At 55.0% G+C, this 22,374-nt stretch carries 19 protein-coding genes; 12 read left to right on the top strand and 7 right to left on the bottom strand.

Annotated elements, in window-relative coordinates; genetic code table 11:
• The first annotated feature begins 448 nt into the window (after positions 1-448).
• Positions 449-1,570 carry a ribosomal protein uL16 3-hydroxylase gene (locus AC007G_RS27130; protein WP_032689662.1) on the top strand — a complete coding sequence of 374 codons (1,122 nt, stop codon included), beginning with the start codon at positions 449-451 and terminating at the stop codon, positions 1,568-1,570.
• A 56-nt stretch (positions 1,571-1,626) separates the two neighbouring features.
• Here the strand turns inward: AC007G_RS27130 and AC007G_RS27135 are convergent, their stop codons facing one another.
• Together AC007G_RS27135 and AC007G_RS27140 are read right to left on the bottom strand one after the other, a co-directional pair.
• Complete coding sequence (locus AC007G_RS27135) at positions 1,627-3,078, bottom strand: Cu(+)/Ag(+) sensor histidine kinase (protein ID WP_032697971.1); 1,452 nt, start codon at positions 3,076-3,078, stop codon at positions 1,627-1,629.
• Positions 3,068-3,751: a copper/silver response regulator transcription factor gene (locus AC007G_RS27140; RefSeq protein ID WP_032689664.1), complete on the bottom strand. Its 684-nt coding sequence runs from the start codon at positions 3,749-3,751 to the stop codon at positions 3,068-3,070. Before AC007G_RS27140 ends, AC007G_RS27135 begins: the two co-directional genes overlap by 11 nt.
• Before the next feature lie 172 nt (positions 3,752-3,923).
• On the opposite strand from AC007G_RS27140, the gene AC007G_RS27145 reads away from it, so the two are divergent.
• From AC007G_RS27145 to AC007G_RS27160, 4 genes are read left to right on the top strand one after another with little or no spacing between them, the layout of a single operon-like run.
• Positions 3,924-5,309, top strand: coding sequence for an efflux transporter outer membrane subunit (locus AC007G_RS27145; protein ID WP_142631184.1), 1,386 nt, complete (start codon positions 3,924-3,926; stop codon positions 5,307-5,309).
• Positions 5,310-5,338: 29 nt separating this feature from the next.
• Positions 5,339-5,686, top strand: coding sequence for a cation efflux system protein CusF (gene cusF, locus AC007G_RS27150; protein WP_032698007.1), 348 nt, complete (start codon positions 5,339-5,341; stop codon positions 5,684-5,686).
• Positions 5,687-5,731: 45 nt separating this feature from the next.
• Positions 5,732-7,009, top strand: a complete 1,278-nt coding sequence (locus AC007G_RS27155; protein WP_032689666.1) for an efflux RND transporter periplasmic adaptor subunit — start codon at positions 5,732-5,734, stop codon at positions 7,007-7,009.
• Positions 7,010-7,020: 11 nt separating this feature from the next.
• Positions 7,021-10,176: a CusA/CzcA family heavy metal efflux RND transporter gene (locus AC007G_RS27160; RefSeq protein WP_032689667.1), complete on the top strand. Its 3,156-nt coding sequence runs from the start codon at positions 7,021-7,023 to the stop codon at positions 10,174-10,176.
• 53 nt (positions 10,177-10,229) lie between these two features.
• On the opposite strand, the gene surE is transcribed toward AC007G_RS27160, so the two are convergent.
• The gene (surE, locus tag AC007G_RS27165; RefSeq protein ID WP_064793465.1) at positions 10,230-11,105 is read right to left on the bottom strand and encodes a 5'/3'-nucleotidase SurE; all 876 of its coding nucleotides are present in this window, start codon (positions 11,103-11,105) and stop codon (positions 10,230-10,232) included.
• A 544-nt stretch (positions 11,106-11,649) separates the two neighbouring features.
• Between surE and AC007G_RS27170 the strand changes: the two genes are divergently transcribed.
• From AC007G_RS27170 to AC007G_RS27180, 3 genes are all read left to right on the top strand, one after another.
• Positions 11,650-12,432: a histidine phosphatase family protein gene (locus AC007G_RS27170; protein ID WP_318330884.1), complete on the top strand. Its 783-nt coding sequence runs from the start codon at positions 11,650-11,652 to the stop codon at positions 12,430-12,432.
• 77 nt (positions 12,433-12,509) lie between these two features.
• Positions 12,510-13,838 carry an OprD family outer membrane porin gene (locus AC007G_RS27175; RefSeq protein ID WP_064793464.1) on the top strand — a complete coding sequence of 443 codons (1,329 nt, stop codon included), beginning with the start codon at positions 12,510-12,512 and terminating at the stop codon, positions 13,836-13,838.
• A 201-nt stretch (positions 13,839-14,039) separates the two neighbouring features.
• Positions 14,040-14,561 (top strand): DUF2867 domain-containing protein, encoded by a 522-nt coding sequence (locus tag AC007G_RS27180; RefSeq protein ID WP_185935663.1) that lies wholly within the window; start codon positions 14,040-14,042, stop codon positions 14,559-14,561.
• 61 nt (positions 14,562-14,622) lie between these two features.
• Here the strand turns inward: AC007G_RS27180 and AC007G_RS27185 are convergent, their stop codons facing one another.
• Positions 14,623-14,886 carry a 4-oxalocrotonate tautomerase gene (locus tag AC007G_RS27185; RefSeq protein ID WP_228304998.1) on the bottom strand — a complete coding sequence of 88 codons (264 nt, stop codon included), beginning with the start codon at positions 14,884-14,886 and terminating at the stop codon, positions 14,623-14,625.
• Between the two features lie 33 nt (positions 14,887-14,919).
• On the opposite strand from AC007G_RS27185, the gene AC007G_RS27190 reads away from it, so the two are divergent.
• Complete coding sequence (locus AC007G_RS27190; protein ID WP_032698258.1) at positions 14,920-15,813, top strand: LysR family transcriptional regulator; 894 nt, start codon at positions 14,920-14,922, stop codon at positions 15,811-15,813.
• Positions 15,814-15,926: 113 nt separating this feature from the next.
• Here AC007G_RS27190 and uxuA read toward each other — a convergent pair whose 3' ends face one another.
• Positions 15,927-16,997: a mannonate dehydratase gene (uxuA, locus tag AC007G_RS27195; protein WP_032689673.1), complete on the bottom strand. Its 1,071-nt coding sequence runs from the start codon at positions 16,995-16,997 to the stop codon at positions 15,927-15,929.
• A 460-nt stretch (positions 16,998-17,457) separates the two neighbouring features.
• Between uxuA and uxaC the strand changes: the two genes are divergently transcribed.
• Entirely contained in the window at positions 17,458-18,864 is a 1,407-nt protein-coding gene (gene uxaC, locus AC007G_RS27200; protein WP_142631187.1) for a glucuronate isomerase, read from the top strand.
• Positions 18,865-18,887: 23 nt separating this feature from the next.
• Complete coding sequence (locus tag AC007G_RS27205) at positions 18,888-20,432, top strand: MFS transporter (protein WP_032689675.1); 1,545 nt, start codon at positions 18,888-18,890, stop codon at positions 20,430-20,432.
• Positions 20,433-20,647: 215 nt separating this feature from the next.
• Here the strand turns inward: AC007G_RS27205 and pspE are convergent, their stop codons facing one another.
• Positions 20,648-20,986, bottom strand: a complete 339-nt coding sequence (gene pspE, locus AC007G_RS27210) for a thiosulfate sulfurtransferase PspE (RefSeq protein WP_099973481.1) — start codon at positions 20,984-20,986, stop codon at positions 20,648-20,650.
• Positions 20,987-21,205: 219 nt separating this feature from the next.
• Here pspE and AC007G_RS27215 point away from each other — a divergent pair, with 219 nt between their 5' ends.
• Positions 21,206-21,364 (top strand): YqaE/Pmp3 family membrane protein, encoded by a 159-nt coding sequence (locus tag AC007G_RS27215; RefSeq protein ID WP_015585265.1) that lies wholly within the window; start codon positions 21,206-21,208, stop codon positions 21,362-21,364.
• A gap of 238 nt (positions 21,365-21,602) precedes the next feature.
• Here AC007G_RS27215 and cspE read toward each other — a convergent pair whose 3' ends face one another.
• A complete protein-coding gene (gene cspE / locus AC007G_RS27220) occupies positions 21,603-21,815 on the bottom strand; it encodes a transcription antiterminator/RNA stability regulator CspE (protein ID WP_007720208.1) in 213 nt (70 codons plus the stop codon).
• Between the last annotated feature and the right edge of the window lie 559 nt (positions 21,816-22,374).

The following is a 22,374-nucleotide window of genomic DNA, read 5'->3' on the forward strand; positions in this document are numbered from 1 at the left end:
GGCGTATATTACGCTTTCCTCTTTCAGAGTCAACCCTGAATTTCAGAATTTTTTCTCTGCCGACCCGGCTTAATCTGTGAACTCGTTCACATTTGCCGTGTCAGTGGGAGCGCATTATAGGGAGTTTTGTTTGCATGGCAAGCCTTAAAATACAAAAAACTTATCAAGCGCTCATTATTTGAACTTTCCCGCATTATCCCCCGTTGCCGTGAAACGGAGAAACCCAGTAACCACGCGGCTTACAGCGGCAACAAGGCCAAATCCCCTGCGGCATAAAAAAGCGCGCGCGATATTCGTCATCGCCATTTTCCCTTCTCTCTTTCTTTAATTCCCTCACCCTGCGCCGTCGTAGATGGCGAATTAAGCGGCTGTATTGACTCATGACAAAGCGCCGCTGGCTAACTCCTTTCTATAATCAGGCCCGTTTCTACATGACTGGTGTGAATCTATGGCTTATCAACTGAACATCAACTGGCCCGAGTTTTTAGAGAAGTACTGGCAAAAGCAGCCGGTGGTATTAAAGAATGCTTTCCCGGACTTCGTCGATCCGATTACGCCGGATGAGCTGGCCGGTCTGGCCATGGAACCTGAAGTCGACAGTCGCCTGGTGAGCCTGGTTAACGATCGTTGGCAGGCCAGCAACGGGCCGTTTGAACATTTTGACGGTCTGGGCGAGAGCGGCTGGTCTCTGCTGGCACAGGCGGTAAACCACTGGCATATGCCGGCTGCCGAGTTGGTACGTCCCTTCCGCGTTCTGCCGGACTGGCGCCTTGACGATCTGATGATCTCCTTCTCCGTCCCCGGCGGCGGCGTTGGCCCGCATATCGACCAGTATGACGTCTTTATTATTCAGGGAATGGGCAGCCGTCGCTGGCGCGTGGGCGACAAGCTGCCAATGCGCCAGTTCTGTCCGCACCCGGCGCTGCTGCATGTCGATCCTTTCCCGCCAATCATTGATGAAGATCTGGCGCCAGGCGATATCCTCTATATCCCGCCTGGATTCCCGCACGATGGCGTTACCCACGAAACCGCGCTGAACTACTCCGTCGGCTTCCGTGGCCCTAATGGTCGCGATCTCATCAGCAGCTTTGCCGATTACGCGCTGGAAAACGATCTCGGCGGCGAGCACTACAGCGATCCGGACCTCACCTGTCGTGAGCATCCCGGCCGCGTGGAAGAGTATGAGCTCGAGCGTTTGCGGTCGATGATGATCGACATGATTAACCAGCCGGAAGACTTTAAGCAGTGGTTCGGCCGCTTTGCGACCACCCCGCGCCATGAGCTGGACATTGCCCCGGCCGAACCGCCGTATACTGAAGAAGACGTTGTGGATGCGCTGACGGGGGGTGAAACGCTATGCCGCCTGAGCGGACTACGGGTTCTGCATATCGGCGACAGCTTCTTTGTCAACAGCGAGCAGCTGGAAACAACCGATGCGAATGCGCTGGACGCTCTGTGCCGGTACACCACCGTGGGTCAGGACGAGCTGGGCGATGCGCTACAGAATCCGGCATTTGTGGCGGAACTCGTCCGCCTGATCAATCAGGGCTACTGGTACTTCGAAGAGTAATCTCGCTGCCTCGCTCTGGTCTATCCGAAAGCCTGGTTTTGCCAGGCTTTCGCCGTTTACGGCATCTGTTTTGGCAAGGTCAGGATAAAGCGCGTTGAGCGGCTATCGGACTCCACCACCACGCTGCCGTGATGCGCGGCGACAATAGATTTCACGATCGCGAGGCCGATGCCGCTTCCCTCACCTTTACGCTGGCGGGAAGGATCGACGCGATAAAAACGGTCGAACAGCCGAGGTAAGTGCTCAGGCGCAATCGGTGTCCCCGGATTTTCCACCACCAGCTTCGCCTGCCCGGCGGTTTCACTGACCTGAATCGTCACCGCCTGCTGCCCCGGCGTGTAGCGGATTGCGTTCGACAACAGGTTGCTGATTGCCCGCCGCAGCATCAGCGGGTCGCCGTTCACCCAGCATCCATTTCCCGTAAAACGCAGCGTTACCTCTTTCTCCTCCGCCCAGGCTTCAAAGAAGTCGAACACTTTGTTGACCTCATCGGCCAGGTTCAGGGTTTTCTGCTCGGGGATCAGCTGATTATTGTCCGCCTGCGCCAGAAACAGCATGTCGCTCACCATCCGCGACATCCGCGAAAACTCCTCCAGACTGGAGTACAGCACATCTTCCAGCTCTTTCTGGCTGCGGGTCTGACTGAGGGCGATTTCCGTTTGCGTCACCAGGTTGGTAATCGGCGTGCGGATCTCATGGGCAATATCGGCAGAAAAGTTGGACTGGCGGGTGAAGACATCTTCAATACGTTCCAACATATGGTTAAACGAAATCACCAGCCGTTCCAGCTCCACCGGAACACTCCCGGGATTTAACCGTACGTCGAGATCTTTGGACGTGATGTTTTGAATCTGCCGGCTGACCTGGCGGATCGGTTTGTGGCCTTGATAAACCACGAACAGCACAATAAAGATGATAACAATGCTGATCACCGACGCTGCCGAAATCAGCTTCGCCTTCAGTTGGTTAATATAGTGCAGATGGAAATCAATCGATAACGCCATCAGCAGGTAATAAGCCGGTTTGCCCTCCGCCGATTTGCCGAGCGGCAGCATAATCAGCCGCCAGGCGCTGCTTTGCATCTGATGGTTATCATGCGTCATCGTCCGCGGATGCGGGTCGCTCCATGAGATCACTCTCCCGTCCTGCAGGCGGGCCACCAGCCCGGGGGTGCTCATGATCTGGCTCAGATCCGGGCCATTCGGCGACTGGAAAAGCGTCTGTCCATTGGCATCATCGAGACAGATAAAGACGTTGGCGTAGCCATCAATGACGTTTTTAACGATGTCCAGGCGCTGGGCCTGCGGATAGTCGCCGTGGTTTAGCACCGTTTCAAGCGTTGTCGCGAGTTGCTTTAAGTCGTGAACATCGCGCTCTTCAAAGTGCGCTTTCACCGAATGGATCATTATCCAGGTAAAGGCAAAGAACGCCACGATAGTGGCCAGGCTGATAAAGAAAGTCAGCCGCGAAGCCAGCGAAAAGGGCCGCGGAAACCACTTACTCAACATCCGGTACCTCAAGCATATAGCCCACGCCACGCACGGTCTGGATAAGCTTCGGTTCAAAGTCATTATCGATTTTGGCCCGCAGCCGTTTGACCGCCACGTCGATGGCATTAGTATCGCTATCAAAGTTCATATCCCAGACCTGGGACGCAATCAGCGAGCGGGGCAGCACTTCTCCCTGGTGGCGCAGAAAGAATTCCAGCAGCGTGAACTCTTTGCTGGTCAGGGTGATACGCGTTCCGCCGCGGGTCACTTTACGGCTCACCAGGTCGACGAACAGATCCGCCGCCTGAAACTGGCTTTCAACCATGGTCGATGCGCCGCGGCGCAGCAAAGTTCTGACCCGCGCCAGCAGCTCGGCAAAGGCAAAGGGCTTCACCAGATAGTCGTCCGCACCCAGCTCCAGCCCCTTTACCCGATGTTCAACGCTGCCCAGAGCCGTCAGCAGCAGAACGGGCACTCCTTTATTGGCGGCGCGCAGCATTCTGACAATATCCCAGCCGTTCACATCAGGCAGCATGATATCGAGAATCAGCAGGTCATAATCGCCGGTCATCGCCAGGTGATAGCCGTTCAGACCGTTATCGGCCAGATCAACGACAAAACCGGACTCCGTCAGCCCTTTAGTCAGGTACTCCCCGGTTTTTTTCTCATCTTCGACGATCAAAATCTTCATGACATGCTCCTTCACGCGCCTTTTGTGCGGGTTTCCAATTTTAGTGGAGCCAAACCGGATAGCAATGAATTCTCAGGAAAATGACAGCTTTGTCATTTGCCTGTCACGCATCGAACAGAGGCCGTTTTGTACAGTACCCGTCATTCATTCGTCGCCGAAAACGTCCTGCCCTATGCGTAAATTAAAGCTCATCATGCTCAGCATGACTTTTGTTCTGACCGGCTGCCTCTCTTTAGCACCGGAGTACCAGCAGCCGGCCTCGCCGGTGCCGCAGCAGTTCTCACTCAGCCAGAACAAGCTGGTCATGATGCCGGCAAATTATCAGGAGAGCGGCTGGCGGACGTTTTTCGTTGACCCACAGGTGAAATCGCTGATTGGCGAAGCGCTGCTGAACAACCGGGATTTGCGCATGGCGACGCTCAAAGTTCAGGAGGCAAGAGCGCAATATGGCGTCACTGACGCCGATCGCTACCCGCAGCTTGATAGCGCAGCCAGCACCACCTGGAGCGGCAAACTCAAAGGTGACACCACCACCGCCAGCGACTACCAGGCCGGGCTAAACCTCAGCTTTGATCTCGATTTCTTCGGCCGTCTGAAAAACTTAAGCGAGGCGGACAGGCAAAACTATTTCGCCAGCGAGGAAGCCCGCCGGGCAGTCCATATCTTATTAATCTCGAACGTCTCACAGAGCTATTTCAACCAGCGCCTGGCCTGGGCTCAGCTGCAGGTGGCGAAGGAGACATTGCAGAACTACCAGCGTTCCTACGCCTTTGTCGAGAAACAGCTGCTGACCGGCAGCACCAATGTCCTGGCGCTGGAGCAGGCCCGCGGGGTGATCGAAAGTACCCGTGCCGATATTGCCAAACGTGAAGGCGAACTGGCGCAGGCCAACAACGCCCTGCAGCTGCTGCTGGGCAGCTACCAGCATCTGCCTGATGACGCGGCCAGCAGACTCCTTGATATCAACGGTGTCGCCTTGCCGCCGGCGCTCTCCTCACAGATCCTGCTGCAGCGCCCGGATATTTTAGAAGCCGAGCACGGTTTACGAGCCGCGAACGCCAATATCGGCGCCGCGCGCGCGGCCTTTTTCCCGTCGATAACCTTAACCAGCTCGCTGTCCGGCAGCAGCGCGGATTTGTCCCGCTTGTTTAACCCCGCCAGCGGGATGTGGAATTTCGTCCCCAAAATCGAACTGCCGATTTTTAATGCCGGGCGCAATCAGGCCAACCTCGATTTAGCAGAAATCCGCCAGCAGCAGTCGGTGGTGAATTATGAGCAAAAAATTCAGGGCGCCTTCAAAGAGGTCGCCGATGCGCTGGCCCTGCGCCAGAGCCTGGCTGACCAAATCAGCGCTCAGCAACGCTACCTCGCTTCGCTGCAGACGACCCAGCAGCGTGCCAGAGCGCTCTATCAGCACGGCGCGGTGAGCTATATCGAAGTGCTGGATGCCGAGCGTTCGCTGTTCACCACGCAACAAACCCTGCTGGACCTCAACTACGCCCGTCAGGTCAACGAAATCAAGCTATTCACCGCCCTCGGTGGCGGCTGGGTGGAATAAATCCTCATTTACTTTCAGGAGCATGCATGATGAATCACCTTACTAAAACCCTCATTTTCGGCCTTCTTTCTACGGTGATGTTCGGCGCGCAGGCCAGCGAACATCAGCATGGCGAAATGATGAACCCCGCGCCCGCCGCGCAACAAACGCCGGCTATCAGTGCCACCGGCGAGGTTAAATCCATTGATATGGAAAGCAAAAAGGTCACCATCGCCCATGATGCGATTCCGGCGGTGAACTGGCCGCCGATGACCATGCGTTTCACCTTTACCCCGCAAACGCCGCTCAACGACATTAAAGCCGGCAGCAAAGTGGCCTTTACCTTTATTCAGCAGGGCAATCTGTCCTTATTACAGGATATCCATCTCGCACAGTAACGCCCACGGAGATAGTTTCCCAATAACACCGGAATGGACACAAATATGGCCTCGTTAACCCTCAAAAACAGCGCGCTGATTATCGGCAGTATGCTTATTGGCGGCATGATCTCCGCAAGCCTGTACGCCTGGTTCTCGCCCCCAACCGCCGCGAACAGCGCGGCAGCGACCGGCACAAAAGAGGCCCGTAAAGTGCTGTTCTGGTATGACCCGATGTACCCTAATACGCGCTTTGATAAACCGGGAAAATCCCCGTTTATGGATATGGACCTGGTGGCAAAGTATGCCGACGAAGGGGGAGCCTCCCCTTCCACACCCGGCGTACGTATCGATCCCACGCAGACGCAAAACCTGGGGCTGAAAACCGAACCCGTTCGCCGTGGCCCGCTGCATTTCGAGCAGCTGCTGCCGGCGAGCGTCAGTTTTAACGAATACCAGTTTGTGATTGTGCAGGCGCGCTCGGCGGGATTTATCGAGAAGGTCTATCCCCTGACCGTCGGCGATAAAATTCGCCAGGGCACGCCGCTGGTCGATCTGACCATTCCGGACTGGGTCGAAGCCCAGAGCGAATATCTGCTGCTGCGGGATACCGGCGGAACCGCCACCCAGGTGGAGGGGATCCTCGAGCGTCTGCGCCTCGCCGGCATGCCGGAAGAGGATATTCGCCGCTTAAAAGCGACGCGCAAAATTCAGACCCGCTTCACCCTCAAAGCGCCGATCGATGGCGTTATTACCGCCTTTGATTTACGCAGCGGGATGAACATCACCAAGGATAACGTGGTGGCGAAAATTCAGGGAATGGATCCGGTGTGGATCAGCGCCGCGGTGCCGGAATCTATTGCCTGGCTGCTTAAAGAGAGCTCGCAGTTTACGATTTCCGTTCCGGCCTGGCCGGGGAAAACCTTCACCATCAGCAAATGGACGATTTTGCCCAGCGCAGATGCCACGACCCGCACGCTACAGCTACGTCTGCAGGTGGATAACCCCGATGAGATGCTCAAACCGGGGATGAACGCCTGGCTCCGGCTGAACACCCAAAGCCAGCCGATGCTATTGATCCCCTCAAAAGCCCTGATCGATACCGGCACGGAGCAGCGGGTGATCACGGTTGACAACGACGGGCGCTTTATCCCGAAACGTATCGACGTGTTCCAGCAATCCGGCGGCCTCACGGCGGTCAGCGCCGGCCTCAGCGAAGGCGAAAAGGTGGTCTCCAGCGGCCTGTTCCTGATCGATTCGGAAGCCAATATTTCCGGCGCTCTGGACAGGATGCGCGCGCAGACGCCTGCCGCGCTGCCGACACCCGCGGCGCACGCCCACTAAGGAGATGGCAAATGATTGAATGGATAATCCGTCGCTCGGTGGCCAACCGCTTTCTGGTGATGATGGGCGCGCTGTTTCTCAGCCTCTGGGGCGCGTGGACGATAGTCCATACACCGGTCGATGCGCTGCCGGATCTCTCGGATGTGCAGGTTATCGTTAAAACCAGCTATCCGGGGCAGGCGCCGCAAATCGTCGAAAATCAGGTCACCTGGCCGCTGACCACCACCATGCTGTCGGTACCAGGAGCCAAAACGGTACGCGGCTTCTCGCAGTTTGGCGACTCCTATGTGTACGTCATTTTTGAGGATGGTACCGACCCCTACTGGGCGCGCTCCCGGGTACTGGAATATCTCAACCAGGTGCAGGGTAAACTGCCGGCGGGCGTCAGCGCCGAAATGGGACCGGATGCAACCGGCGTGGGCTGGATCTTCGAATATGCGCTGGTCGATCGCAGCGGTAAACACGATCTCGCCGAACTGCGCTCGCTGCAGGACTGGTTTTTAAAATACGAGCTGAAAACCATCCCCAATGTCTCGGAAGTGGCATCGGTCGGCGGCGTGGTCAAAGAGTATCAGATTGTTGTCGACCCGCAGAAACTGACCCAGTATGGCATCAGCCTGTCGGCGGTGAAATCCGCGCTGGACGCCTCCAACCAGGAGGCGGGCGGTTCGTCCGTCGAGCTGTCGGAAGCTGAGTATATGGTGCGCGCCAGCGGCTACCTGCAGACGCTGGATGACTTCAATAATATCGTGTTGAAAACCGGCGACAACGGCGTGCCGGTCTTTCTACGCGATGTGGCGCGGGTGCAAACAGGTCCGGAAATGCGCCGCGGTATCGCCGAACTGAACGGCGAAGGCGAAGTGGCCGGCGGCGTGGTGATCCTGCGATCCGGCAAAAACGCCCGCGAAGTGATTTCCGCCGTTAAACACAAGCTCGAGACCCTGAAAAGCAGTCTGCCGGAAGGGGTGGAAATCGTGACGACCTACGATCGCAGCCAGTTGATCGACCGGGCGATCGACAACCTCAGCTATAAGTTGCTGGAGGAGTTTATTGTCGTGGCGCTGGTCTGCGCGCTGTTCCTGTGGCACATCCGCTCCGCTCTGGTGGCGATTATCTCGCTGCCGCTTGGGCTCTGTATCGCCTTTATCGTCATGCATTTTCAGGGGCTGAACGCCAATATCATGTCGCTGGGCGGTATCGCCATTGCCGTAGGGGCGATGGTTGACGCCGCTATCGTGATGATCGAAAACGCCCATAAGCGGCTGGAAGAGTGGGAGCACCACCACCCGGGGCAGAAACTGGCCAACGACACGCGCTGGAAAATTATCACCGATGCCTCGGTGGAGGTCGGCCCGGCGCTGTTTATCAGCCTGCTGATTATCACCCTGTCGTTTATCCCGATTTTTACCCTCGAAGGGCAAGAGGGGAAGCTGTTTGGCCCCCTCGCCTTTACCAAAACCTGGTCGATGGCGGGCGCGGCGCTGCTGGCGATCGTGGTGATCCCGATCCTGATGGGCTTCTGGATCCGCGGCAAGATCCCGGCGGAAACCAGTAATCCGCTCAACCGCTTTTTGATCCGCATTTACCATCCGCTGTTGCTGAAGGTTCTGCACTGGCCGAAAACCACCCTGCTGGTCGCTCTGCTGTCGATCCTGACGATTATCTGGCCGCTTAGTCGGGTCGGCGGCGAGTTCTTACCGCAGATCAACGAAGGCGATCTGCTGTATATGCCCTCGACGCTGCCGGGGATCTCAGCTGCGCAGGCGGCGGATATGCTGCAAAAGACCGATAAGCTGATCATGACCGTGCCGGAAGTGGCCCGCGTGTTTGGCAAGACCGGTAAGGCAGAAACCGCCACCGACTCCGCGCCGCTGGAAATGGTCGAAACCACCATTCAGCTCAAGCCGCAGGCGCAGTGGCGAGCGGGGATGACCATGGAGAAAATTATCGAGGAGCTGGATAAGACCGTGCGCCTGCCGGGACTGGCCAATCTGTGGGTACCGCCGATTCGTAACCGCATCGATATGCTCTCCACCGGGATCAAAAGCCCGATCGGCATTAAGGTTTCCGGCACGGTACTCTCCGATATCGACGAGGTCGCAGAACGGATCGAAGTGGTCGCCCGAACCGTACCGGGCGTCACCTCGGCGCTGGCAGAACGCCTGGTGGGCGGGCGCTATCTTAATATCGCGATCAACCGCGAAAAAGCGGCCCGCTATGGCATGACCGTAGGCGACGTTCAGCTGTTTGTGTCGTCGGCCATCGGCGGCGCCATGGTGGGCGAAACGGTAGAAGGCGTCGAGCGCTATCCGATCAACATCCGCTACCCGCAAAGCTATCGCGACAGCCCGGAAGCCCTGCGCCAGCTGCCAGTCCTGACCCCGATGAAACAGCAAATCACCCTCGGCGACGTCGCCGAAGTGAAGGTGGTGACCGGTCCTTCGATGCTGAAAACCGAGAATGCCCGCCCGGCCAGTTGGATCTACATCGACGCCCGCGATCGCGACATGGTCTCCGTGGTTCACGACCTGCAAAAAACCATCGCCGAACAGGTGCAGATGAAACCGGGGATCAGCGTCTCGTACTCCGGACAGTTTGAGTTGCTCGAACGCGCCAATCAGAAGCTGAAGCTGATGGTGCCGATGACGCTGATGATCATCTTCGTCCTGCTCTACCTGGCGTTCCGCCGCTTTGGCGAGGCGCTGTTGATCATTACCAGCGTACCGTTCGCCCTCGTTGGCGGTATCTGGTTCCTGTACGGGATGGGGTTCCATCTGTCGGTTGCCACCGGCACCGGGTTTATTGCGCTGGCCGGGGTGGCGGCGGAGTTTGGCGTGGTGATGCTGATGTACCTGCGTCACGCGATTGAAGCTCACCCGTCGCTGGAAAATCCGCAGACCTTTAGCGTCGAAAAGCTCGACGAGGCGCTGTATCAGGGGGCGGTGCTGCGCGTGCGGCCAAAGGCGATGACCGTGGCGGTGATTATCGCCGGCCTGCTGCCCATCTTATGGGGCACCGGCGCGGGATCGGAGGTGATGAGCCGCATCGCCGCCCCGATGATCGGCGGGATGATCACCGCCCCGCTGCTGTCGCTGTTTATCATCCCGGCAGCGTATAAGCTGATGTGGCTGTACCGGCACCGGCAGACGCGGAAAGTGGCATCCTGATCCACCTCAGCGAAAGGGGCGATTGCTGCTCCTTTCGCTTGTTCACCGCGCGATTAGCGGCCCAGCCGTTTTTCATACTGCGCCTGGAACTGCGGCGCATTCCACGAACCGTCAAACAGGGTGTAGGTGATATAGCCCTTATTCAACCAGCCGCTGTCGGTGTCCGCCGTCGTTGGCGTCAGCGATGCCGGATTCATGCCCTGCTTCGCCGTGCCGTCGGCCTGCAGCTCATAGCTAATCTGCGGAACAGGAAACTGCTCATTGTCGATGTAATGGACGCCTTTAATCTCCGTTGCCGGCAGCGGCGGGTAGTTGATACTCAGCCCCGACCCTTTGGGTAATAAGGCGGCCCCCGGCTCGCGGGTGGCGTTCAGCTTATCCACCACGGTCACGACGTAATCCACCGAATCCGGCCAGTATTTATGCGTGCTCGGCCATTTGTTTTTCATCTCCTGTTCCGTGAAGCGATAGCCGATGCTGGCGGCGATCGCCGGGAAACCGTAGCGCAGCGCGCGGGCCGCAGCGCTGACGGTCCCCGAATTCACCTGCGCCATGCCGGTATTGGGACCATCATTCACCCCAGAAATGACCAGGTCCGGCGCCGCCTCTTTCATCAGCCCCCACAGGCCAAAATCCACGGCATCCGCCGGCGTGCCCGGGAAGCAGTAGCGCTTGTCAGCCACTTTCTTAACATCGAACGTTTTACCCGGTTTGAAGGTTATCGCTGAGCCGATGCCGCTCTGGTTGGTGTCGGGCGCCACCATCCACACGTCATACCCTTTGGCGGCCAGCTTTTCCTGCAACGACGTGGTGCCAACCGACTGGCAGCCATCGTCGTTAACCAGCAGGATTCTGAGCGGTTTTTCCGCCGCCTGAGTCGAGGCGGTCAGTATGGTGAGCAGCGCAGCGGCGAGGATGTTGATTTTCACGATAACTCCTTAGTCAGTATCAAGATATTTGTCTGGCGCAAAAAAAAACCTAAGAGAGCTGCACGCAAATTGACTTGCGCCAGCTCTCTTAGGTTTTGCCGTTATTCCGTTACAATCCCAGGACAAGGGGAAAATACCCCGTATCGACAGGATAATCCAGAGGCAGCAGGTTTATTATGTGACTACGATCAATAACGCCAGACTATTTATGCTAAAAATAAAGGCTGCGAAATGATATTTAACCTGAACCTTAACACCTAATTCTTACGAATTTACCATGTCACTCTTCAACGATATTCCGGAGATTGAAATGTTATTGGTAACAATCCACAGGGCATGCGAACGATCACATTTATTAATATAAAAACAAATTCCGCCTGTTTTTCCACCGCTAACATGATAAGGTCGACGGTAGTGGATTGTTACTGTTTCCAACACAGGCAAAACCTACGTCAGATACTCCGGCGGCATCATAAAACATGCCCATCCCGAGTCACTGACGTAGGTTTTTTTTTGGCTTTCACATAATAAACAGGAGAACAATATGAATAAATGGCTAACCGCAATCATCATGTTCGCCAGCGCCGCAACCTGTTCAGCAGCGGAAATGAAAGACGATGGCAGCATTAATATCTATTTTGCCCGACACGGGAAAACGCTATTAAATACCTTCGACCGCGTGCAGGGATGGGCCGATTCTCCGCTGACTGAAGACGGTATCCGCGTCGCCCGTTATCTCGGCGAAGGTTTAAAAGGGGTGAAGTTCGACCGCTTTTATTCCAGCGATGCCGGGCGACAGCGGGAAACCCTGGCGGTGATTCTGAAGCAGGCCGGGATCGCCCATTATCACCCGATCGAGCTGCCAGGCCTACGCGAAGCCTTTTTTGGCAGCTTTGAAGGCGGCTTCAACAAGGATATGGCCGCGGCTGGCGCCAAACTGCTGGGGTTAAAAGACAGCGCCGCGCTGTTCAGCAAAATGAAGGCAGGCGCTCTGCCGGTGGCTGAAAGCCAGAACGCACTGGCCGCAGCCGACCCGCAGGGCATGGCGGAAAATTATCAGCAGGTGAAGAGCCGTACTCAGGCAGCGTTGCATACCCTCGTTGAAAATGCCGAGGCCCATGGCGACAAAAATATCCTCGCCATTTCGTCCGGCACGGCGATGCAAATTATGATTTCCGACCTCACCGCCGACACGGCGAAAGATAAACCGCTGGCCAACGCCGCAGTGGTGAAAATTGTCTATAAAAATGGCACATATTCGGTTCCAGAAATCGGCACAATGAAATATGTCGAAGCCGGCAAGCAGGCCCTCAATAACAATAACTGATCGCTTAATTATATTATTGCAGATAACTGCTGACGCCAGCCCCGGCTGGCTCGCAGCATATCGCCTCGGGGTTTATAATGAAAAACAATATTATTACTATGCTGCTGCTGACGCTTCCGGCCTACGCCTGGTCAGCGAATGACGTTGCGCAAGCGGATATGATTGATACGGTATTTGCCGATCCTTTTTTTAGCCAGTCACATATGACGCTATCGCTTAAAAACTACTGGAAATATCTTAAGGAAGAGGAGACAGAACCCAAGAAAGTGCACAACGCCTGGGGCCAGGGTGTTGCCGTGGATTACCAGTCAGGTTATTTCGCCGATATCATTGGCTTCGATGCAACGTATTACGGTGCCATCAAGCTGGGCGCCAGCGATTATTTTAACTCGCGCGGCGTGCTCTATAATAACGGGAGCGGTAATAAAAAGAGCAATGCCGAGGGTTTTTCCAAGTTTGGTCAGCGCAACATGAAGCTGAAATATCAACTCGCCGATCTCAATCTGAACGCCCGCTGGGGCTGGCAGATGATGAAAAACACTGGCGTGATCTCCACCTCTACCCGGCTGTCGCCCACCACCTATCTCGGCTGGAGCGGCGGCGTCAACTACGGTGACGTGACCCTGCGCGGCGCCTATATCGACAGTTCGATGGACCGTAACTCGCCGGATAAGAAGCGCTTCCAGACCAACACCGGACGGTATCTCAACCATATCGCCAGCGGCGATCTACTGTGGCAGAGCGAACGGCTGAATTTACAGTACGGCTATGGTGAAAGCGATAACTACCTGCGCCGCCATGTGCTGTTCACGCAACTCAAACCGCTGAAGCAGCTGAATATCGGTACGCAGATTTATGCCACTCACGCTCTGGATGAATATAAAGCGATGCCGGCCAATAAACGCGATTTCGACAGCGATGCCCGACATTATGCGATTGATGTCAAATGGCAGGCGGACAACTGGAGCACCAGGTGGGGACTGGGCTATACCGATGCCGAAAAAGCCCACGAAATCGGCTTTTTCCCCCGGCATATGAGCAAAAACTCACGCGGCACCTTTATTTCGATGGCCTACGCCGGCAGCGACTACCTGCGTGACGGGGAGCTGGTGCTGGCGAATATTTCAGACTACAACCTGACGCCAGAGCTGGCGATAGGCCTGGCGGGCAACATTGCGCAGTTTAACTACAAGGGCAACCACGTGCGCACGGGCGAAATCAACGCTTTTAGCCGCTGGGTGCCAACGCATCCGCAGCTGAAAAACCTGACCGTCTGGGCGATGTTCGGGCCAGGATGGTCCTATCGCATGAACGGAAAAACGCCGGTGCTGAACGATGGACGCTATATCCGGGCCAACTCCCTCTCTTCCGAGGTCATCATCGAGTATCGGTTTGCTCTGTTCTGATATCTCGCCTCGGCACGCGGTGATACCGGTAATCAGGCGAAACAGCACGCTCAGCGCTCGTAAAATAGCCGTACGTCGGTAAACTGCCGGGAACCCGTTATCGCGTATCTTTTCGTGAAACAATAGAACAACGGCGCGTCAGGCTCCTCCTGTGGTAGCCTGCGCCCCGCCACTCTGCCCACCGATTGCCGAGGGATTGCCTTGCAAACCATTCGTACCGTGCCGTTACCCGATGAAAGCCGGATCGTGAACCTCTTCCCTTCCCCCGAGCTTGCGGATGCTTTCGCCATCACCCTGCCTCCTGATGCGCCTGCTGATATCAATACTCTGGCTCATCAGGTACTGGCGAGGCCGCCGCGCTGGTTCAAATGGCTGCAGGCCTGTCGGGATCTTATGGTCAGGCCCTTCGGGATCCAGTCCTCCGCTCAGATGCGCGCAAAACTGGTCGCAGAGGGCACTCCGCATATCGATTTTTTCCCGGTACTCGCGGTCGAGGCCAACGAGCTGATCGTCGGCGCCAATGACAGCCATCTCGATTTCAGGATTGCCGTGTTGCATCGTCAGCGTCGCGAGACGCCGACCAATCAAAAAGAGGTGGTGCTGGCTTCCGTGGTGCGCTGCCATAACCGAACCGGGAAACTTTATATCACGTTGATTGCCCCGTTCCACCGCCTGGTGGTGCGCGCCATGCTCAAAAGAGCGGCGGCAAGGGGCTGGCGATAACCGCGCCCACGGTCTGCGGCGCGGTGAATCTGCGCTGGCGACGAGAAGCGCGGCCCGCTAACTATTCCGTGGGCAATACGCCTCCTTTAGCCCAGTGCGTTTTGGGTATTTCGACAATGACCACATCCACGCTCTCCGGTTTGCATTTCAGCGTTTCAACCGCGACCCGGGTCGCTTCACGGGCAAAATCGCGCTTTTGTTCAGGCGTGCGGCCCGGCTGTAATTCTAAACGTAAAACAGGCATATTTTTCTCTCCGCTGAGACCCCGTCTGGGGTCGATGAGTGAATCTTTGCCGAAAGGTGAGGACGAATAAATGGGTGTCAGGTTGAGTGAATCAGAACCTACAGGTTGTTAATCATGGATAAACTTGCCGGAATGGAGATGTTTGTCAGGGTTGTCGAGTGCGGCAGCTTTGCCTCAGCGGCCGATGTCAGCGACGTATCGGCCACCATGGTGGCCAAACAGATCCGGGCGATTGAGCAACGGCTTGGCGCACGTTTGCTGCACCGCACCACGCGTCGCCAACAGTTAACCGAAGTCGGACAGCTCTACTATGAGCGCTGTCGCCGAGTGCTGGCAGAATTTTCTCTCGCCGAAAATAGCGCCACGGAGCTGCAATCGACAGCCAAAGGGCTGGTCCATATGGTGGCGCCGGTCAGCTTCGGCTGTCAGATACTGGTCCCGGCGTTGAGCGTTTACATGGCGCAAAACCCGGAGGTCAACGTCATGCTGACGCTGGATAACCAAACGCCAAACTTGAGTAGCGGGAATGCGGAGTTAGGTATTCATATTGGTGAGATTCACCAGACGGATATCGTTGCCCGGCCGCTGCACGCCTACCGGCGGATCCTTGCCGCCTCTCCCGACTACCTCCGTCAGCACGGGACGCCGACGCATCCGGATCAGTTGAGTCACTTTAGCTGTCTGGGGATGTCCTACTGGATACATCAGGATCGCTGGGAACTGATGGGGCCCAATGGCGAGATCGTTAAAGCGGTAGTGAAAGGTCGGTTTATGTCTAACCAGGGCCATGCGCTGAGGATTGCCGCACTGAACGGCTGCGGCATCGTGCTGCAACCGGAATCGCTGCTGAAGGAAGATATCGCCGAGGGACGCCTGGTGCCGGTGCTACCCGAGTGGTCCTATAAGCCAACGCCGATGTATCTTATTTATCAACAGGATACCCGCCCATCAGCCAAGCTGCGCAGTGTAATTGATTTTCTGATACAGCGCTTTGGCGCGCAGCAATAACGGATGAAACGATTTCACACCGATGTCTGCGCCGCCCCGGGGTCAACACGCCCGTTTTGACGACGGCACAAAACACGCTGCCGGGGACCTGCTGAGGCCTCCGGCAAACAGATTTATTGCGACTTCTTCTCCAGCGCCTCCCACAGCCCCAGCAGATAGGTTACCCCCAGCGCGCGATCGTAAAGACCGTATCCGGGACGCCCGGTTTCGCCCCAGATAAACCGGCCGTGATCCGGGCGGATATAGCCGTCAAAGCCATTATCATGGAGGGCCTGCATGACGCGATACATATCCAGCGAGCCATACTGCGACGGATGAGCGGATTCGTAGAAATCTTTATCTTTAATCAGCTTAATGTTGCGTACGTGGGCAAAATGGATCCGCTTACGACGCGTGAATTCGGCAAGAATTTCATAGACGTTATTATCCGGATCTTCCGCAATCGACCCGGTGCACAGCGTGATGCCATTCGCCGGTGAATCCACGGCATCGCAAATCTTCGCCAGGTCATCCCGATTTTTCACCACCCGCGGGAGGCCAAAAATAGAGTACGGCGGATCGTCCGGGTGAATCGCCATTTTCACCCCCACTTCCTCGCACACCGGGATAATTTCTCTGAGGAAATAAAACAGATTTTCCCGCAGCTTAGTATCATCGACACCGCGATAGCGGGCGAACAGCTCCTGCACTTTAGCCAGCCGCTCGGGCTCCCATCCCGGTAACGCAAAACCGTTGGCGTTATCGAGAACCTCTTTAACGACCTCTTCCAGACTCTTATCGATGCCGCTTTTCTCGAAGGCCATCGTCAGCGAACCGTCCGGCAGGACGTAGTTCATGTCGGTCTTCATCCAGTCGAAGACCGGCATGAAGTTATAACAGATGACCTTGACGCCAAAGCCCGCCAGATTACGGATCGTCTGTTTATAGTTTTCGATATAGCGATCGCGTGCCGGGGTGCCTATTTTGATGTCATCGTGAATGTTAACGCTTTCAATCACTTCCATTGTCAGGCCCGCGGCATGGACCTGGTCAACCAGAGCTTTAATTTTTTCGACTGGCCAGACTTCTCCGGGAGCAACGTCATACAGTGCCCCGACAACACCTTCTACACCCGGCACCTGCCGGATATATTCCAGTGGGATTTTGTCTTCCTGTGGCCCAAACCAGCGCATTGTCATCTGCATTTTTTATCCGCCTTAATCGTTGCTGCTATGCATTTTACGAGATGTACCATACTAGTATTGGATAGCATATGCAGTAATTATCGTTTGATCAACCACCTCGTTAAAAAAGAGTGACGAGGCGATAAAAAAGAGTCGCGGGCTGAGCGCGATCTTCATTATCCTGGCTGCGGTTAATTGTTTTTATCTTGTAAAAAAATAACAAATTCAGTTTAAATTTATCATCATCTATAACACGACTTTATTTTTAACCATTAAATTGTTCCCGGCTTTTATTTCAGCCTCTGAATATCGCTGACGAAATACATGCGTTAAGTCACAATTTTACCATTACATCTTGTATGGTAGTAGACAATCAATGAAAAGGAAGCTTACCCTCAACGCCATTATGTTCTCGTCATACACCGGCCCCGGCTTAACACTGGGGATGCGTAGTAAAAGCGACATCGTGTACGGAGTTTTTATGTCACTGATAAACAATAGCTTTATGATAAACAACGCGCCAGGTCAGCGGCTGTACTCTGAGATTGCAAAAGCGTTACCGATTATTGATTACCACTGTCATCTTGATGCCAGAGCCATTTGGGAGAATAAACCGTTCACGGATATTACTCAGCTGTGGCTGGAAGGCGATCATTACAAATGGCGGGCAATGCGGGCTAATGGAATATCGGAACAAAGAATTACCGGTAATGCTTCCGCCGAAGAAAAATTTGAAGCCTGGGCGCAAACTGTCGAAGCCAGTTTTGGCAATCCTCTTTATCACTGGACCCACCTTGAGCTGAAACATTATTTTGCGATCGACGAAACGCTTAATAGCAAAAACTGGCGCGATATTATGGCGCAGTGTAATACGCAATTACGCCACGACGACTTTTTACCGCAGGCGCTTATCCGCCGTTCAAACGTGGAAGCGCTGTGCACGACCGACGGGCCGCTCGACGATCTGGAATACCATCGGCTGCTGGCAGCAAAAAGCGACTTTTCCCCACGCGTTTTGCCCACATTTCGTCCTGATGAGCTGTTCGACACCTGCCCCGAGCGCTTCCTGACGTTTGTCTCCCGACTGGCGCAGAAAACCCAGCGGGCGATCACCTCGCTGGATAGTTTCCTGGCCGCTCTCGAAGCGCGTATTGATTTTTTCCACAGCACGGGCTGTCGCGTATCGGACCACGGTCCGCTGGCGATCCGTTTTTGCCCGCTTGATGAAGTCGGGCAGGCCGCGCTGTTTCAGCGTCGGCTGGCAGGAGAGACGCTGGATGAGCACGCGCTTCAGGCATGGGAAAGTATGATTTTTGTCGCGCTGGCCAAAATGTACAAGCAGCGCGACTGGGCAATGCAGATTCACTTTGGCGCTATTCGCAACAATAACGCGACCATGTTCAACAAGGTCGGCATCAACTGCGGCTTTGACTCTATTGGCGATCAAACTCACCTTGCGCAGAGCCTGAACGCGTTGCTTAACGCCATGGTGGAAAATGGCGGTCTACCGAAAACCATTCTTTATAACCTCAATGCCAGCTATAACGACGTGGTCGCCTCGACCCTCGCCAACTTCCAGAGCGGCGAGGATGGCATGAAATCACCGCTGCAGTTCGGCTCCGGATGGTGGTTTAACGATACCCGACGCGGCATGGTTAACCAGCTCAATACGCTGGCCGATCAGGGGCTGTTGGCCAACTTTATCGGCATGCTGACCGATTCCCGCAGCTTCGTCTCCTACACCCGACATGATTATTTCCGCCGGATCCTTTGTGACCTGGTTGGCGGTTGGGTAGAGAAAGGTGAAGTGCCGGAAGATCGCGCCATCCTCGACGCCATGATCCGCGGTATTTGCGTGGACAACGCCCGTCGTTATTTTCGTTTTTGACCCGTCAGATACAGGGATAAACCATGACTCGTAAGAACAGAAAAGTGACCATCCCCGTCAGTATCGGCTACGGTCTGACGGATATTATGGGTGGCGGCGCATTTACCGTCATTGGCGCATGGCTGCTTTTCTTCTATACCACCTTTGTCGGCCTGTCGCCGATTGAAGCGGCGTCGATTGTTGCGATCGCGCGTATCGTGGATGCCATCGTCAGCCTGTTTATGGGCAGCTTCACGGACCATTTTTATAAAAACTATTTGGGTAAGAAATTTGGCCGGCGGCGGTTTTTCCTGCTGATCGGCGCGCCGCTCATGCTGGTTTACACCCTGCTGTGGCTAAACGGCATGAACTACTGGTTCTATCTCGCGGTGTATCTGGCCTTTGAGATCATTGCCGCTATGGTGCTTATCCCGTGGGAAACGCTGCCCTCCGAGATGACCAAAGATTTTAATAGCCGAACCAAACTGTCCACATGCCGTATGTTCCTGTCGGCATCCGGGACCTTTCTCGCCACCTTTATCCCCGGCCTGCTGATTGGCGCGCTGGGTGAAAACAATGCGGATGCCTATCTGGTTAACGGCGTGGTGTTTGCCGTGATGTTTATGGTCTGCGTCTTTATCTCGTGGAAAGTGACCTGGGAACGCGAACTGACGCCGGAAATGCTGGCGGAAATGGAAAAAGAGCGCAAGTCGACCACGGCGGCCGAGAAGCTTGTCGCCTTTGGCAACCTGTTTAAGGAGTATGCCTCTACCCTGAAGGTGCGGGCGTTCCGTAAGCATCTGGCGATTTATCTCTTTTCCTTCACGGCGAAGGACGTCTACAACACCGTGTTCGTCTTTTTCTGCGTCTACTGCCTGAACGTCTCATCCTCACTGGCGGGCACGCTGCTGTCGATGAGTATCGTCGGGCTCCCGGTTACGCTGGCGGCGGGCGTGGCGATCATTAAGTATGGTCCCTCTCGCCTCTATGTCTTCGCCTATAGCCTGATGCTGCTGTGCCTCGGCGGCTTCTTCCTGGTGTATCAGTTCCCGACCGACAACAAGGTCATGCTGCTGGTGATCATCGCAGGTATCTATCAGGTCGGCCGCTGCGTGCTGGAATTTACGCCGTGGAACGTCTTCCCGTTTATTCCCGATATTGACGAAATGATTACCCGCCAGCGTCGTGAAGGCCTGTTTGCCGCGGTGATGACGTTCTCGCGTAAAACGACGGTCGCAATCGCCACCTTTGCCGTGGGCCTGCTGTTGCAAAGCGGCGGCTTCGTGAAAGGGAGCCTGACTCAGCCTCAGGAAGCGATTAATACCATCGCGACACTGCTGTTTGCCGGCACCGCCGTGCTGCTGCTGATTGCCCTGTGGCAGGCGCTGACCTTCCATCTGAACAAACGTACGCACAAGATTTTTGTCGATGAGATTGAGCGCCTGAAGGCGAACGGTCTTAAACAGGACGTCACGCCTGAAGCGCGCCATGTGGTTGAAGACCTGACGGGTTATCGCTACGACACGCTCTGGGGTGACACCCCGCCCGAGCGAGTAAAGGCGGGCGAACCCACCTCGGTACTGAACTGACAGATACCGCCGTCAGCGGCATCACGCCTGCTGCCGCGCGGTAGCCCTGCCCGGCTGACCCGATCAAGGTCAGCCGATCCATCGCCGCGGCTTCTCCGCCAGACATGCTCCTGATTTTATCACTCGACGACAACAGACGCGTGAGCCGCGCAGGTGAAGCCGGAGCAGGGCAAAAAGAGGGATTTAAGGCACCTTCTCGCGCTGGAGCAAGCGGATTACTTCACCATTTTCTGCGTTTTCTCGACATCCTTCAGCCCGCCTTCGTTGACGGCATTCTTATAGCCCATGCCTTGCAGCATTTTTTCTGCTTTGCCGGACTGGTTCCCCGTATTGCAGTACAGGTGCAGCGTGTCATTCTTATCTTTTGCCACTTCGCCGATGCGCGCATCCAGCTGTTTCAGGGGAATATTCACCGCCCCTTCAACATGCGTATCCTGGAACTGGTCTGCGGTGCGGACATCAATCCAGTGCTCAGCCGCCCACAATGAGGTGGACGCCATCAGCATGGCGCCGGTCAAGATCGTTTTTTTCATTACCCGGGTCAGATTAAACATGACGATAGTTCTCCTTATTTGTTTTCCTGGTCAGCCGAAATGATACTAGCGAAGGTATCCCGGGCGATCGTTGACCTGATCAGGAAAATGGGCAGAAAGCGGATAGTCGATGATCTGTGCGCAAAGTCAGCACGGCAGGCAAACTGGCAGTCTCAGTTAAAATTACTATGCTTAAAGATAACGTCACCGGTTTCTACGTTGATTTTATAGGGAGTAGGTATGGGATTCTGGAGAATTGTTTTAACGATTATTTTGCCGCCACTTGGCGTATTACTGGGTAAAGGATTTGGCTGGGCGTTTATTCTGAATATTGTCCTGACATTGCTGGGTTATATCCCCGGCCTGATTCACGCATTCTGGGTACAAACGCGCGATTAACCAATATCATCATGACGGCGCAGCGGCGCCGTTTATTTTTTCAGGTATTTTGCATCTGCATCTTATTTTATTTTTATGGGGTGAGCCGCCCGTTTTGAGCGAAGAAGGGAGGTTAATTCGGCAAACTGCATGCAACAAAAAACCCGCACAGGGCGGGTTCATTTATTATCAGCAGAGCTTATCTGCTCAGGCTATCGCCTTCATCGCTATTGTAAACGTCGCTGATAATGAGCGCGGCTTACAGCGGAGTGACGTTGCCGGCTGCCGGGCCTTTCGCGCCATTTTCAATGGTGAAAGAAACCTGCTGGCCTTCATCAAGGGTCTTGAAGTTGTCACTCTGGATTGCAGAGAAATGTACGAATACATCTTTGCTGCCGTCGTTCGGAGTGATAAAGCCAAAACCTTTATCTGCGTTAAACCATTTTACTAAACCAGTCATTTTATTAGACATAGATACTTCCTTAATTAATGAGCCACTAAGAGCGGCGATGATGGCCTGTATTTAGAGTTACTTATTTGGCACTTAGGAGGAGGCTCATGAAGAAGGGTATCTTTGGATAGCTCTTGAACTGAGGACTGCTTTACTAAAACTGCTTTCATAAGGTCTGTGTTCCAAACCGATGACGTCATTAAGACATAGAGAAATTATTATAGCAAGGTTTATGTTTTTTTATTTTAACCGCTTAAACACCCGGATGGCCATATGTCTGTTAAAAGTAGCCGGTAACATCAATCGCCATCTCAGCTTCGCACAATAGCAATACGCCTGATATTTCACGGATTCTTTTTCGTATTTTGCGATCAAGGGTCATGCCTGTGCCGCAGGCATCAATGTCATGAGAGAAAACAGGAACAAATGAGAAAATGAACCGGCTCTGCGGGCAGGCCGGGCTGGCTAAACACGGGTAAAAACCTGCTGAACAGACGGGCGTGAGGCGGGTTTAAATAGCTGCGGAAACCAGGACGCGCCCTTCCCCCACGGTCACCCTATACCGCCGGTGATTAACGCC

The organism is Klebsiella sp. CSG-1, from assembly GCF_056521145.1.